The sequence below is a fragment of the Burkholderia sp. Ac-20344 genome, from assembly GCF_017104975.1.
In the GTDB taxonomy this organism is placed as follows: Bacteria; Pseudomonadota; Gammaproteobacteria; order Burkholderiales; family Burkholderiaceae; genus Burkholderia.
Genome location: NZ_JAAGPP010000185.1, coordinates 1 through 14,551, shown reverse-complemented (window position 1 = coordinate 14,551; position 14,551 = coordinate 1). Strand labels below are relative to the sequence as shown.

At 66.9% G+C, this 14,551-nt stretch carries 15 protein-coding genes; 10 read left to right on the top strand and 5 right to left on the bottom strand.

Translation table 11 applies throughout. The annotated features are described in order from the left end of the window. A partial coding sequence (locus G3N64_RS34610; protein ID WP_205788172.1) for an MFS transporter occupies nt 1-1,327 on the bottom strand: 1,327 nt, incomplete at its 3' end. Nucleotides 1,328-1,762: 435 nt separating this feature from the next. On the opposite strand from G3N64_RS34610, the gene G3N64_RS34605 reads away from it, so the two are divergent. Beyond that, nucleotides 1,763-2,887, top strand: a complete 1,125-nt coding sequence (locus G3N64_RS34605) for a TauD/TfdA family dioxygenase (RefSeq protein ID WP_205788171.1) — start codon at nt 1,763-1,765, stop codon at nt 2,885-2,887. 98 nt (nt 2,888-2,985) lie between these two features. After that, nucleotides 2,986-3,924 carry an ABC transporter substrate-binding protein gene (locus tag G3N64_RS34600; RefSeq protein WP_205788170.1) on the top strand — a complete coding sequence of 313 codons (939 nt, stop codon included), beginning with the start codon at nt 2,986-2,988 and terminating at the stop codon, nt 3,922-3,924. A 37-nt stretch (nt 3,925-3,961) separates the two neighbouring features. Here the strand turns inward: G3N64_RS34600 and G3N64_RS34595 are convergent, their stop codons facing one another. Genes G3N64_RS34595 through G3N64_RS34580 form a run of 4 tightly spaced genes read right to left on the bottom strand, consistent with a single transcriptional unit; the run spans nt 3,962 to nt 8,044 of the window. Further along, entirely contained in the window at nt 3,962-4,345 is a 384-nt protein-coding gene (locus tag G3N64_RS34595; RefSeq protein WP_205788169.1) for a GtrA family protein, read from the bottom strand. 16 nt (nt 4,346-4,361) lie between these two features. After that, nucleotides 4,362-5,405: a glycosyltransferase family 2 protein gene (locus G3N64_RS34590; protein ID WP_205788168.1), complete on the bottom strand. Its 1,044-nt coding sequence runs from the start codon at nt 5,403-5,405 to the stop codon at nt 4,362-4,364. Nucleotides 5,406-5,429: 24 nt separating this feature from the next. Beyond that, complete coding sequence (locus tag G3N64_RS34585; protein ID WP_205788167.1) at nt 5,430-6,809, bottom strand: glycosyltransferase family 87 protein; 1,380 nt, start codon at nt 6,807-6,809, stop codon at nt 5,430-5,432. Next, nucleotides 6,806-8,044 carry a glycosyltransferase family 87 protein gene (locus G3N64_RS34580; protein ID WP_205788166.1) on the bottom strand — a complete coding sequence of 413 codons (1,239 nt, stop codon included), beginning with the start codon at nt 8,042-8,044 and terminating at the stop codon, nt 6,806-6,808. The genes G3N64_RS34585 and G3N64_RS34580 overlap by 4 nt, the downstream gene beginning before the upstream one ends. An 80-nt stretch (nt 8,045-8,124) precedes the next feature. On the opposite strand from G3N64_RS34580, the gene G3N64_RS34575 reads away from it, so the two are divergent. The 8 genes from G3N64_RS34575 to G3N64_RS34540 form a co-directional block, all read left to right on the top strand. After that, entirely contained in the window at nt 8,125-8,325 is a 201-nt protein-coding gene (locus G3N64_RS34575) for a hypothetical protein (protein WP_205788165.1), read from the top strand. Nucleotides 8,326-9,094: 769 nt separating this feature from the next. Then, nucleotides 9,095-9,286: a Flp family type IVb pilin gene (locus tag G3N64_RS34570; RefSeq protein ID WP_205788164.1), complete on the top strand. Its 192-nt coding sequence runs from the start codon at nt 9,095-9,097 to the stop codon at nt 9,284-9,286. A gap of 140 nt (nt 9,287-9,426) precedes the next feature. Continuing rightward, nucleotides 9,427-9,618 carry a Flp family type IVb pilin gene (locus G3N64_RS34565; RefSeq protein WP_205788163.1) on the top strand — a complete coding sequence of 64 codons (192 nt, stop codon included), beginning with the start codon at nt 9,427-9,429 and terminating at the stop codon, nt 9,616-9,618. Nucleotides 9,619-9,700: 82 nt separating this feature from the next. Further along, nucleotides 9,701-9,907, top strand: coding sequence for a Flp family type IVb pilin (locus tag G3N64_RS34560; protein WP_205788162.1), 207 nt, complete (start codon nt 9,701-9,703; stop codon nt 9,905-9,907). Nucleotides 9,908-9,934: 27 nt separating this feature from the next. Next, a complete protein-coding gene (locus tag G3N64_RS34555; RefSeq protein ID WP_205788161.1) occupies nt 9,935-10,474 on the top strand; it encodes a prepilin peptidase in 540 nt (179 codons plus the stop codon). Nucleotides 10,475-10,506: 32 nt separating this feature from the next. Then, nucleotides 10,507-11,907, top strand: coding sequence for an ATP-binding protein (locus tag G3N64_RS34550; RefSeq protein WP_205788160.1), 1,401 nt, complete (start codon nt 10,507-10,509; stop codon nt 11,905-11,907). A gap of 35 nt (nt 11,908-11,942) precedes the next feature. Next, on the top strand, nt 11,943-12,782 hold the full coding sequence (gene cpaB, locus G3N64_RS34545; protein WP_205788159.1) for a Flp pilus assembly protein CpaB: 840 nt from the start codon (nt 11,943-11,945) through the stop codon (nt 12,780-12,782). A 97-nt stretch (nt 12,783-12,879) separates the two neighbouring features. Next, a partial coding sequence (locus tag G3N64_RS34540) for a type II and III secretion system protein family protein (protein WP_205788158.1) occupies nt 12,880-14,551 on the top strand: 1,672 nt, incomplete at its 3' end.

The following is a 14,551-nucleotide window of genomic DNA, read 5'->3' as shown; positions in this document are numbered from 1 at the left end:
CCACGATCGCCGCGCCCTGGCCCGCGACCAGCGCGCCGAGCGCCGCGACACCGACGGCCGCGCCCACTTGGCGCGCGGTATTGAGGATCGCCGACGCGGTGGCCGAGCGGCCGGCCTCGACGCTGCCGAGCATCGTCGACGTCAGCGCGGGAATCGCGATGCCGCCGCCGATCGCCATCGCCGCGAGACCGGGCGCCAGCAGGACATAGGGTGTGTGCGCGCCGAGCGTCTGCCACAGCCACACGTAGCCCGCGAGCGACACGGCGAGGCCGACGACGATGGTCGCACGGAACCCGTAGCGGACGGCCAGACGCGCGCTCGCGATGTTGGCGAGCATGATGATCGTGAGCGGTGCGAGCGCGAGCCCCGACTCGGTTGCGGTGAAGCCGCGCGCGTTCTGGAAATAGAGGCTCAGCGAGAAAATCAGCCCGTAGAACGCGGCATTCGTGACCGCGCCGATCGCGAGCACGCCCGGCACGCGCGCGATCCGGAAGAACGCGAGCTGCAGCATCGGCGCGGCCACGCGCCGCTCGATCGCGACGAACAGCGCGCCGAGCGCGACCGACGCGGCCAGCGCACCGGTTGCATACGGATCGCCAACCCCGTGCGCGCCGGCCCGGATGATCCCGCCCGTCAGCAGCCCGAGCACGAGCACCGCGACGATCTGGCCCGCCGGGTCGAACAGCCGCGTGCGCGCGGCGGCCGAATCCCGCACATGGCGCAGCGTGAGCCACAGCCCGGCCGCGCAGATCGGCAGATTGATGACGAAGATCGCGCGCCAGCCGAGCGAATCGATCAGCAGGCCGCCGAGCGTCGGCCCGGCCGCGCTGATTGCACCGCCCGTCGCGCTCCACCACGCGACGGCTCGCACGCGCGCGGCGGCGTCGTTCGCGCACGCGTGCGTGATGAGCGCGAGCGACGTGGGCAGGATCATCGCGGCGCCGACGCCCTGCGCGACCCGCGCGGCGATCAGCGCGGCCAGCGACGGCGCGAGCGCGCAGCCGAGCGAGGCCAGCAGGAACAGCGCGAGGCCGTACGCGAACAGCCGGCGGCTGCCGAAGCGGTCGGCCAGCGTGCCGGACGTCAGCAGCAGCGCGGCGAACGACAGCGTGTACGCATCGACGATCCATTGCAGCCCGTGCACGCTCGATCCGAATGAATGGCCGAGGCTCGGAATCGCGACGTTGACGACGGTCACGTCGAGCTGGACGATCGCGAAGCCGAGGCTCGCGGCCGCGACGGTCGGGAAGATCGCGCGCAGCGACGTGCGGTGCGGCGGCGCGGCGGTGGCCGGCGCGCGGTCGAGTGCCGGAGCGCGATCGCTCATCGCAGCCGCCTCGCCGCGTGGCGGGTGAGGCGGCACGCACGCAAGGGCGTGTCGTGTCCGAACGAACTGCGCAGCAGGCGGAATCGGTTCATCTGGCGGGTTTCCGTAGGACGGAGGGAGGGCGCCGGCTGCCGCTCGACGGCCGGCCGCATCGTCGAATCCGACAGAAAGCTAACATCGACCCGTTAGCGAATACAAATAATAAGCAGCGATTTTTTAACAACCAATCGTGTTAAGCACCGGCGCGAATGGCACCGCCCGACGTCGATCGGCGTTGCTGAACTTATATCGAAATTTTTTGTTTGCAATCGAATTAATATCATTTCGCAATGCAAAGACGGTCTCCTAGTCTTGTCGAGCGCTGCGCCCCGAGGACGGCAACGCGCGGCGGTAGTGCCTACCGCTTATCGACCCCGATCTTTATATGAGAGACCTATGACCTATCTCGCAGATGAACGCATCGCTTTGACGGCAGCGGAGTCCGGTCACATCCGGAAGACGCTCGGCGCACTGGCCTACGATCCGGCCGGCGGCGCGGGCTACATCAGCGCGGTGCGCAAGCTGGCCTACAACGCGTTTCCCGACCGGATCGTCGATGCATTCGATCGTGCGAAGGCGCCAACGGCCGACGCGCACGGCTCGATCGAGATCGACAACCTGCCGATCGACGACGACGTGAAGGGCAGCCCGAGATTCGAGGAAACCGGCCGCTCGTTCAAGGCGGGCGTGTTGAGCGAGAACGTGCTGGTCGCGTTGAGCACGCTGGCTGGCGAGCCGTATTCGATCGCGCACGAAGGCCGCGAGCTCGTGAACAACCTCACGCCGCACAAGGCGACCGCGCGCGACTATACGGGCCTCGGCTCCGAGGTCGAGCTCGATTTCCATATCGAGAACGCGGCGCAGGCGCACATGCCGGAAGGCGACACGTCGCCGTTCGCATTGCTGCTGCTCGGCGTGCGCAGCGAAGCCGGCGGCGGCCCGTACACGCGGCTCGCCGATGCGCGCCGCGCGCTGCAGCTGCTGTCGCCGGACGATATCGCGCAGCTCTACGGCGAGCACTACATCATCCGCGTGCCGTACCGGTGGCGCGGCGCTGCACCGACGCCGCGCGACAACACCGACCTGAGCGCGGTGCTGTCGGGGCCGCTCGACGCCCCGCGCGTGACGGTCGCGTTCTATCCGGACATGGTGCTGGCAGTCAACAAGCGCGCGCAGGACGCGCTGGCCAACCTGTATCGCGCGGTGCGCGAGGTGTCGTTCGGCGTGCAGGTTCAGCCCGGCAAGCTGGTGCTGATCAACAACCATTTCACGCTGCATTCGCGCGACCGCTTCGATCCGCAATACGACGAGAACGACCGTGCGTTCCGCTGGGTGCAGCGCGTGTTCGTCGCGCGCAGCCTGTGGAACTTCCGCGCGTTCACGCCGCTGCAGGCGCGCGTCTTCGATCCGAAGGCGCTGTATGCGGGCGAGTCGCAAGCGGCGCGCCCGTCGCCGGTCGCGCAGCCGGCACCGCAACGCGCGGCGGTGGCCGCAGCCGAGCTCGAAGCGACGCCCGCGTGAGCGAGCCGGGAATGCAGGGCGGCGACGGACGGTGAAAATCGTGCGGCCCCGCCCGCGTCCGGCCCACGCATCATCGAACAGAAAGGAATCCGGAATATATGAGAAGAACAGCATTTCCCGTTGCGCGCGTCGTTCGCGTGCTGGCCGCCGTCCTGATCGGCGGCAGCGTCGCCGCGCAGGCCGCGACGTTCGACCTGAGCCCCGAGCAGCCCGGCCGGCAGCGCGGCACCGTGAACCCGGCGGTCGAGCAGGCATTGCCGGCCGGCTTCCGGTTTGCCGAGGCGAACACGCTGACGATCGGCATCGCGCCGAACCTGCCGCCGCTCAGCACCTATGCGACCGATGCGCGAACGGTGGTCGGCTTCGATCCCGATCTCGCGCAGCTCGTCGCGGACAGCATCGGCCGCAAGCTGAAGATCGTGCCGCTGTCGTGGGCCGACTGGCCGCTCGCGCTGCAGTCCGGCAAGGTCGACGCGGTGATCTCGAACGTGACGGTAACCGAGCAGCGCAAGGAGAAGTTCGACTTCTCGACCTACCGGAAGGATCAGCTCGGCTTCTACGTGAAGAACGGCAGCCGGATCGCCGCGATCCGCGAGCCGAAGGACGTCGCCGGGCTGCGCGTCGTGACCGATTCGGGCACGAACCAGGAAAAGATCCTGCTCGAGTGGAACCGGCAGAACGTCGCGCGCGGCCTCCCGCCGGTCGAGATCCAGTATTACGCGGATGCGGCGGAGCGCTGGGTCGCGCTGCAGTCAGGGCGCGTCGACACGATCTTCAGCGTGAATTCGATGCTCGCGTACCAGGCGTCGCTGCGCGGCGATGCAAAGCTGATCGGCACCGTGAGCGGCGGCTGGCCCCGCACCGCGGACATCGCGATCACGACGCGCAAGGGCAGCGGCCTCGCCGATCCCTTGACGGTCGCGATCAATGCGCTGATCGCGAACGGCAGCTACCGGAAGGTGCTCGGCCGCTGGAGCCTCGACGCCGAAGCGATCGATCGGTCGCAGACCAATCCGCCGGGGCTGCCGCGTACCTGAGTGCGGGAACCGCGGGAGGCGCCGGAAGGGGGATCGCCTACCGGTAGGTCCAGAGCCGGTGCAGCACGAACGTCGTCGGCGGAATCAGCAGCGCGATCGCGACGATGCTCATCCCGCGGGACACGTCGAGCGCTTCGGCCGCACGCGCGAGCAGCATCGTTTCGACGAAGCCGGCCAGCGTGACCGCGAGAAAGCGCATCGCGTTGCGCGTGCGCACCGTCGACGAAAAGCTCCACAGCGTATTCGCGAGATACGAGAAGGCCGTTGCGCAGAGGAATGCGATCGCATTCGCCGTCACCAGCGTCGCATCGAACTGCGCGAACAGCGCCGCCGCGACCAGCGTGTGGATCGCGGTCGAGCAGAGCCCGGACACGCCGAAGCGCACGAGCCGCGTGCGTTCGGCATACAGCAGGCCGATCATGGCGCGTCGGCGCGCATCAGCGTTCGCCGACCCGCGCACGGGTCGGCTGCACGCGCCGGCGTGCGAGCTGGCGGCGCGCATCGCGCGCGACCGGGAGCTCGATCACCTTGCCGTGCGCCTGGTAGCGGCGGCGGATCAGGTAGACGGGCCGTTGCTTCGACTCGTCGTAGATCCGTCCGATGTATTCGCCGACGACCCCGATCCCGATGAGCTCGATGCCGCCGATGAACAGCGTGACGGAGATCAGCGACGCGTAGCCGAGCACCGGATTGCCGAACAGCAGCGTGCGGAAGATGATGAACGAGCCGTACAGGAACGCGAGCGCGGCGATGCCGACGCCAATGTAGGTCCAACTGCGCAGCGGCACGGTACTGAAGCTGGTGATGCCTTCCAGCGCGAAATTCCACAGCTTCCAGCCGGAGAACTTCGAGTGCCCGGCGCTGCGCGGGTCGCGCTGGTATTCGACGATCACGGTCCGGTAGCCGACCCACGCGAACAGCCCCTTCATGAAGCGATGCCGCTCGGGCAGGTTGCGCAGCGCGTTCACGACCTTGCGGTCCATCAGCCGGAAATCGCCGACGTTCTCCGGCAGTTTCACGTCCGACAGCATGTTGTGCACGCGATAGTAGATCGCGGCCGCCGTGCGCTTCGCGAACGAATCGCACGCGCGGTTGCTGCGCTTCGCGGCGACGACTTCCGCGCCGCCGCGCCAGTGTTCGATCATCACCGGAATCAGGCTCGGCGGATCCTGCAGGTCGGCGTCGAGCGGGATCACCGCGTCGCCGACGGCCTCGTCGAGGCCGGCTGTCAGCGCGGCTTCCTTGCCGAAGTTGCGGGTGAGATCGATCACGCGTACACGGCGCTCGCCGGTGCTGATCCGGATCAGCCGCTCGAGCGTATCGTCCCGGCTGCCGTCGTTCACGCAGACGATCTCGAAGCGGATCGCGTCGATGGACGTCATCAGCGGAATCACGACGTCGAAGAAGCGCTCGACAGCCTCGCCTTCGTTATAGAACGGCACGACCAGCGAGATGAGCGGTGTATAGAGTGATTCCCGCATGATGATTCCCCTTGTGATGTCGCTTCACCGATGCGCGCCGATGGTCGGTCGGCCGGTGCGGCGCATTTCGTACGCCGGGCGGTGGTGCGACCGGACCGGCTGCACGAAACCGGTCTCGGTCGAGTTGTCGCGTGCGTCGGGCATCGACGGCACGTCGTGTCTTTCCTGTGCGATCCGGCTGACGAGCAGCCCGAGCGACGCCAGCGTGACGAGCGGCATGAACTGGAACGACAGATGCGGCACGACCGCGAGGCCCGCGAGCGGCATCAGCCACAGCAGCATCAGCCATTCGCGGTCGAAGCGCCGCCAGCCGTGCGTCCACGCATAACGTGCGTACCACGCGATCACGATGCCGTACCAGGTCAGGTCGTAGTCGTACAGATAGGGGCTGACGAGCAGGCAGGCGCAGGCGAGGGTCGCGGCGCGCAGCGCATAGGCGCACGCACCGCGCCACGCGTAGATGACGGCGACGGCAGCGGTTGCGGCGGACAGCAGCTGGAGGCCTTTCGCGACGATCGCGGGCCAGTGGGCCCACGTCGCGAGCGCGAACACGGACGGCATGCGTGCGAGCTTGGCTTGGCCGGTGCCGACGATCGCGTAGACGTTGTCGATCACATGTGCGAACGCGAGCCACGGGCCGAACCCGAACGCGAGCGTCGTGAGCGCGATGCTGCAGGCGATCGTCGCGGCCCAGGCAGCCAGTGCGCGCCATTGGCCCGCGCACAGCAGCGCGAGCGGGAACAGCACCGCGAGCTGCGGCTTCATCGTCAGCAAGCCGAAGCAGATTCCGGCATACACGGGGCGGCGGTTCAGTGCGAGCAGGCCGGCACCGGCGAGCAACGCGGTGAAGAGGCTGGTCTGTCCGACGATCACCGTGAGGAACGCGCCGGGGAACGCGAGCGCGCACAGCCATGCGGCATCGCGCTGCACGATTGCGCGGATCGTCGCCGCGAACAGCGCATACGTGATCCCGAGCCACAGCACGAGCGCCAGCGTGTACGGCAGCCAGCCGAGCGGGAGCACGAGCAGCAGCATGGAGGGCGGATAGAGCCACGGCAGCGTGCCGTCCGCGAGCGTCATCGTCGGGATCGCGAGCTTCTGGACGGCGAACAGCGCGGGGAAATGCCACGCATCGGCCGCATGCCCGTGCGCGGCGAGCCACGCGGCGCTCCAGATCGGCGAGAAATCCTGTGACAGCGGTTGCAGCGCGCCGTTGTGCGACAGGCACACGCGGATCACGTAGATGCAGATGAACAGCAGCTCGGTCACCAGCGCGGCGCCCGCATAGAGGCGCACGCGCTCGCGATTGAGCCAGTGCGGGTAGCGGCGCGGGCCCGCGATCGGGAGTTCCGGATGCACGTCGGCGGCCGAGTGCGCGTGGCGCGCGGAAGGTGACGATCTCATCGTGCGCTCCGGGACTCGAGCGCCGTGCGGCGCATGATGACGAGCAGCACCGCGAGCAGCACGAGCGGCCCGATCTGCGGCAGCTTCATCAGCCGGTTGAACATCTCGAAGATCGGCAGCAGCCACGCAAGCACGATGATGCCCTGGTCGCCAGGCAGCCAGCCTTTGTCGAGGCCGTGCGCGATCAGGCAGAAGATCGCGATGCCGAGCCACGTCAGTTCGTAGTTCCACAGATACGGCGTCGTCAGCAGCGTGGCGACGGCCAGCACCGCGCCGCGCAGGCGCATGTCGCGCGTGCGGCGCCATACGTCGACGGCCGCGACGATCGCGAGCAGTGCAACCGCCGCTTGCGCGGCCAGCGCGGTTGCCACCGGCATGCCCGCGAGCCGCAGCGCGGCGAACGGCGTCGGCGACGCGAGCCAGTACGACGGGAGCATGAAATGCTGGTCGCGCACCGTCGCCAGTGTCTGACTCAACCCGTGCAGCGCGCCGGGGCCGGCCAGCGCGATGCCGGCAGCCGCGAACAGCGCCGCGGTGATCGCGGCCGCCGCGAACGTGCGCCACGCACGTGCCGCGATCAGCACGAACGGGAACACCACGGCCAGTTGCGGCTTGATCGCGAGCAAGCCGATCAGCACGCCGGCGACGATCGGGCGTTTGCCGAGCAGATGCAGTGCAAGCGCGGCGATGCCGGCGGTCAGAATGCTGTTCTGGCCGAACAGCGCGGCCATGCATACGGCCGAATATGCGAGCACGACGAGCGCCGCGGCGCGCGGCACGGGAAGATGCGCGCGCAATCCCGACAACCGCGAGACGGCGAACGCGTAGCATAAAAGACTGCCCGCGAAAAAGAGGAAATATGCGGGCAGGAAAGGCACAAGGGCAACCGGAGCGATGAACAGCAACATCGTCGGCGGATAGAGCCAGGGAAGCGGCCGGTGCTGCAGATACGCACCGAAGTGCGCGAACTCGGCCTGCAGGAATGAAGAGGCGTCGTAGGCCGATGCGGCATGACCTTGCAACACCAGGTGCGATGCGGTCCAGAAGACCGAGAAATCGACGCCCGGGCGGACGATGGCATTCGACGTGAAGCCGTCCGTCACGATGCCCCAGGTCACCAGCAACGCGGCGAAGAACATCAGCATGATGCAGCTGTATGGAATGATCCGGTCGGCTGTCAGCCATTGAACGCGGCGTATTGCACGCCCGCGCATTTCGCGATTGGCGGTGTACATGATTCCCCGTATCTAGTTTGGCTGCCTGGTCAGTCGCAGCCGTTTCATGTTCTGGTGCCTGCGGATCAAATCGCTCTGAAATGGCGTTATCCGGTGAGTTCATTGTTGAAGAAAAAATCGCGCATTGCAAACCACCCGCTGAAAGCCGGGATTTGGACGTGTCGATGACGCAGGTGAAAACCGCATTTTCAGGTATGAGAAATCCGCTCGGCCGATATTCGTGTTTCTGCCTTGAAACATTCCGTCAATTTGACCGGCTCGGCACCCCGCCGATCGCGTGAGGCGCGGGCGGTGCCAGGCGTTCGGGAAAGTCCCGAGCAAAAACTTTTGATCCTTTTCGCAGCGCGCCGACAGCCATGCCGGCTTGCGAAGATTGCGGGGAAACATAGATCAATTTTGAAACATTTCGCGTATCGGGCCGCCGGCGGGGGGAACGCGGGTATCGCTGGAACCCTTGATGTGTCGGGATTTCGTCTGAGGTGGCCTGCTCTTTGCGTAAGCGTTGGCACGGCAGTCGACGATGTGACGACCGAGCGGTTCCGGCAGGAGAAACAGGGAACCCGCTTCGGAATCACGGGCGGAAAGAAGGGCCGGAGCGCGTCGGGGAACACGCAGCTCCAGGTCGATCAACCGCGCAGGCGTTCGTCGAGTGACTTATGAGACCCGGTTTCGTCAGGGCAATAAAAATCGGCATCGCCGTATATGGGGAATAAAAATGAAGGACCACAGCACATCACGGTTCGCAAACCGCGTTAAAGACACATTGCAGCTTATCCGGGAGTTTGTCTCCCGTTCAACTGGATTCCATGCGTCGAACGGCAGCCGTGCCGTTCAGGTCGATCTGATTGCCCGGTTTATCCGGCCGGTCGTACCGTACGCGCCTCTCTCGCTCTCTGCGTCACTGATACCCGTTCGCACGGACAGGGGTGTGTATCCCCACTCCCGCAGCTGAGCGTCGCGTTCCGATTTTTCGAGTAGTGCCGGTGGTGCCCAGCCCCGACGTCCTGATCGACGAAGGGAATTTAGTAGTAGTCCGAAAGGAGAGTTTCCATGTCAAGAATCATCGAAAAGATCGCGTGGTTCGTCCAGGACGAGGACGGCGTGACGGCCATCGAATACGGTCTGATCGCTGCCCTGATCGCGATCGGCATCGTCGTCGCGTTGACGACGATCGGTACGGATCTGAAGACCGCGTTCAGTACGATCGCCTCGGATCTGGACTCGATAGTAGCTGGCTTCTGATGGATGGTACGGCAAGCGAATCGCTCAACTCGTTTGTCAGCACCACACGGCATTAGCGACATTCCTCGACGTATCGATGCACGGTCATCCGACCAGCCGGCACGCGAGGACCATGAAATTCACCACGCAAGGAGATCATCATGTCCAAGTTCATTCAACAAGCTGCCCGTTTCGTTCGTGACGAAGACGGCGTGACCGCCATCGAATACGGCCTGATCGCCGCACTGATCGCGGTCGGCATCATCCTCGCGCTGTCGACGATCGGGAAGGACCTCAAGACCGTTTTCAGCACGATCGCGGCCGATCTGGATTCGGCAGTAGCCGGCCTTTGACGGACCGTACCGCGGGCGGCTCGGCCGGTGCAGCGCTCGAGCCGTCCCCGGTCTTCTGATCAACCCGGAACCGGAGACCATCATGCAAGCCAGGTTGCGTGTCGTTCGCCGCTGGATCGGCGACGAGCAGGGCGTGACGTCGATCGAGTATGCATTGCTCGCGGCGATGTTCGCTGTCGCGGTACTGGGCAGCGTCGTCACGCTGAAAGGCTCGCTTGCCAATACGTACGAGGTGATCGCAACGGCTGTGACGGCCGCCGTGGCCACCGCGCTTGCCATGGTTTCCTGATCCACCGATTCGACTGCGAGGTTCGCCATGCTACCTGTTGCGCCGCCTTACCCGGTTCCGTTGTGCGTGACGCTGCTCGCGATCGCCGCGGCCAGCACGGACATCGCGAGCCGCCGTATTCCGAACCGCCTCGTCCTGCTCGGCCTGGCCGGTGCGTTGGTGGCCCAGTGCCTGTTGCACGGTGTCGTGGCAGGTGCACTCGGATGGCTCGCCGGCGCCGCGACCGGCTTCGGCCTGCTGCTGCCGTTCTACCTGTTGCGCGGCATGGCGGCCGGCGACGTGAAGCTGATGCTCGCGATCGGCGCATGGGTCGGCGCGGAAATGACGTTTTTCATCGTGCTGGCCACCTTCCTGGCCGGCGGGATCGGCGCCATCGCCTACGCGCTGTTGCGCGGGCGGATGCGCCAGATGTGGGCGAACGTGCGCGCGCTGATCGCGCGGCGCTCGCCAGGCGCGAGCGCCGAGGCCACCGGCGGCCCCGTCGAAATCGCATCGGTCGGCACGCTGCCGTACGGCGTGGCGATCGCGGCCGGCACGCTGGGCATGCTGTTCGTGTCGTGCGCATAGCGCGACGCATCCGCAACGAGGACGGAACGATCATGAACACGAATCACACCGAACCGAGACGCGACGCACAGGTGGCACGCCTGCCCGATCCGTTGCCGTCGCGGGAAGCGCATACGAAGCTGGGCTGGCAGCTGCCGACGGCGCCGCGCTCGCTCGAGGAAACCGGGTTGAGCATGACGTTCGTCGCCGGCCTCGTGCTGAAGTCGACGTTGATGCTCGGCCGCCCGTCGTACGGCGACCTGGTCGAGCGGCACTGCCTGCCGCTCGCGGTGCTCGACGACGTCTTCGCATTCCTGGTGCGCGAGCATCTCGTCGAGCTCACCCATCGCGGCGCGACCGATCTCGACGTGACGTTCCGCCTGACCGACGCGGGCCGCGTGCTCGCGCTGGAGGAACGCTCGCGCAGCGGCTACAGCGGGCCCGCGCCGGTGACGCTCGACGCCTATATCGAGTGCCTGAACGTGCATTCGGTGCGCAAGCTGCACATCAGCCAGAACGAAGTGTGGGCGGCGTTCGAAGGCATCGTGATCGACACGGCGCTGCTCGATGCGGCGGCGGCTGCGCTGAACGCGGGCCGTCCGCTGCTGATCTACGGCCCGGCCGGCAGCGGCAAGACCTTCCTCGCCGAGCGGCTCGGTTCGCTGATGCGCGGCCGCGTGCCGGTGCCGCATGCGATCTGCGCGGCCGGCGAAGTGATCCAGATCTACGACCCGCTCGTCCATGTCGACGCGGAAGCCCAGTCCGGCGGCCAGTCGATCGATCGCCGCTGGCGCCTGTGCAAGCGGCCGGTCGTGATGTCGGGCGGTGAACTGACGCTCGACGAGCTCGACCTGCGCCGCGACGAGGCCGCTGGTTTCTATCAGGCGCCCCCGCACATGAAGGCGAACATGGGCATGTACGTCGTCGACGATCTCGGCCGCCAGCGCGTCGAGCCGCGCGACCTGCTCAATCGCTGGCTGCGCCCGCTCGATCGCGGCGTCGATTATCTGACGCTCGAATCCGGCAACCGCTTCGTGATGCCGTTCGACGTCTGGCCGGTGTTCTCGAGCAACCTGTCGCCGGAGCAGTTCTGCGACGACGCGTTCCTGCGCCGCCTCGGTTCGAAGCTGCACGTCGGCGCGATGTCGATCGACGAATATCGCGCTGTGTACAACGCGGCCTGCGCATCGCTCGGACTCGTATCGGCGACCGATGCGTTCGACTTCCTGCTGCATCGGCTGCACCTGCCGACCGGCAAGGCATTTCTCGCCTGCTTTCCGGCGGACCTGTTGCGCCTCGTGGCCGCCGGCGCGCGTTATCGCGGCGATCCGCCCGAGGTGACGCACGACGCGCTGTACGACGCGTGGGCGAGTTACTTCGGCGCAGCGCCTGAACGGGACGGCAGCCATCCGCCGCCCGTCGAGCGCGGAGGCCGTACGTTCGTCACCGGTTGAGCGGTTTCTTTCACGATTTGTCGAGGAGCATTGCCATGAAAAACAGTCGAGCGGTCCTGATGCTGGTCGTCGCGATGGTCGCGGGTCTTGCCGCGGTCGTGTTCGCGTCCCACTGGCTGGTACAGACATCCACGAGCTCGGTCACGCCGGTCGCGGTGGCCAACGTCGACCTGAACCTGGGCGAACCGCTCGGGCCGAACCAGATCCACATGGTCAGCTGGCCGTCGGGCAGCGTGCCCACCGGCGCGTTCACCGATACGAAGGTGCTCGAAGGGCGTGTCGTGCGGACCAGCCTGGCACGCGGCGAGCCGGTGATCGAGTCGAAGCTCGCACCGGTCGGCACGAAGGGCGGGCTGTCCGCGGTCATCGCCGACGGCAGCCGCGCGATCACGGTGCGCGTGAACGACGTGGTCGGCGTCGCGGGCTTCGCGCTGCCGGGCAACTACGTCGACGTGATCGTCAACACGCAGGAACAGCAGGGCAAGACCGACGGGCAGAGCATCTCGAAGATCGTGCTCGAGCACATCCTCGTGCTCGCCGTCGCGCAGCAGGTCAGCCGCGACGACACGGCGCCGAAGGTCGTCAACGCGGTGACGCTGGAAGTCACGCCCGACCAGGCCGAACGGCTCGACCTCGCACGCAGCGTCGGCACGCTGTCGCTCGTGCTGCGCAACCAGGTCGACCAGAAGACGCTGAACACCGATGGCGCGACCAAGCTGACGCTGCTCGGCAAGGAGCCCGCACCCGAAGCGCCGCCGGCACCGGTCCGTGTGAAGACGGTACGCGTGCACGTCGCATCGCACGCGGCGCCGGAAGTACGGCGCGACTGTGTCGGCGTGCTGACGGGCGTGAAGGGCAGCGTCGAGTGTTTCTGAAGCAGATCAATACAGCCAGATAAACGGCCGCCCGCAACGCGGCGGCCCTGGAAGTCGATAACCGGCATGGCGCCGGTCTCTCGGGGGATCAGACGAAATGAAGATCAAACCGCAATGCACAGGTACCGGCCCGCTGCGCACACGCGTCGCACGGGGCACGATGATGGCCGCGATCCTTTGTTCGGGATGGCTGACCGTTTATGGCGCACTCGCGCAGGAAGGCATCGAGTCGGCCGTGCTGACGAAGGGCGGCGCCAGCGCGCCGGCCGCGGTCGGCAAGGGGCCGATGCAGATGACGATCAGCATGGCGCCGGTAGCGGCCGCCGCGCCGGCCGCGTCGTCCGGGCCACTGCGCGGGCCGAACTGCGTCGGCGCCGTGCGCGAATCGACCAGCGTCAGCGTGCCGCTCGGCAAGTCGGTGCTGCTGCCGATGCCGGAGCCGGTCCGCAATCGGACGATCGGCAATCCGGCCGTCGCGCAGGCCACGATGGTGTCGCCGCAGACGCTGTACATCCTCGGGCTCGCGGTCGGCACGACCAACATGATCGTGCAGGGCAAGAGCGGTGCGTGCCGGGTGATCGACGTCGCGGTCGGCGCGGATGCCGGCGGCCTGCAGGCGTCGCTGATGCAGCTGATGCCGAACGAGCGCGATATCCATGTGTCGACCGCCGCCGGCACGATCGTGCTGGCCGGCACCGTGTCGAGCTCGATGGCCGCGCAACAGGCCGTGCAGATCGCCCATGCGTACGGCGACAGCGCGAGCGATCCGGCGGGCGGCGGCAAGGCGGGCGGCGGGGTGCTCAACATGCTGAACGTCACGTCGCCGCAGCAGGTGATGCTCGAGGTGAAGGTGGCCGAGGTGTCGAAGACGCTGATCAACCAGATGGGCAGCGCGCTCAACATCCAGGGCGGGTTCGGTTCGTGGAGCGGCGCGCTGGTCAGCAACCTGCTCGCGGGCGTCGCAACCGGGATCGCCTTCAGCAAGGCGAACAACAGGCCGTTCAACCTCGCAGCCGACGCGCAGAACACCGACAACCTGGTCAAGATCCTCGCGGAGCCGAATCTCGTGACGATCAGCGGCCAGGAAGCGACGTTCCTCGCCGGCGGCAAGATCTTCATCCCGATCCCGCAAAGCAGCGGCAACGGCACGTCGTCGATCACGCTGCAGGAAGAGGAATTCGGCGTCGCGCTGAAGTTTACGCCGACCGTGCTGGGCAATGGCCGGATCAGCCTGAAGGTCGCACCGGAAGTGTCGGAGCTGTCGCAGACGGGCGTCACGCTGAGCGCGACCAACATCGGCGGCACGTCGATCCTGCCGCTGATCACGACGCGGCGCGCCTCGACGACGGTCCAGATGGGCGACGGCGAAACGTTCGCGATCGGCGGGCTGATCAAGGACAACGGGACCGGCGCGCTGAAGGCGCTCCCGGGTGTCGGCGAAGTGCCCGTGCTCGGCGCGCTGTTCCGCAGCACGTCGTTTCAGCAGGACCGCACCGAGCTGATCTTCGTGATCACGCCGCACCTGGTGAAGCCGCTGCAGACCGCGGACGTGCCGCTGCCGACCGACAGCTTCACGAAGCCGAACGAAGTCGACGTGTATGCGACGGGCAACATGGAAGGCCGCGGTGGCCTCCGCAAGCACGGTGCACAACCGGCGAACGGCGCGGCAGCTGCACCGCAGACGCCGGCCCAGGCACCGGCCCAGGCACCGGTCCCCGCCCCGGCACCGCAATCGGAAGCGCCCGCCGCCGCGGCCGCCGCACTGCCGG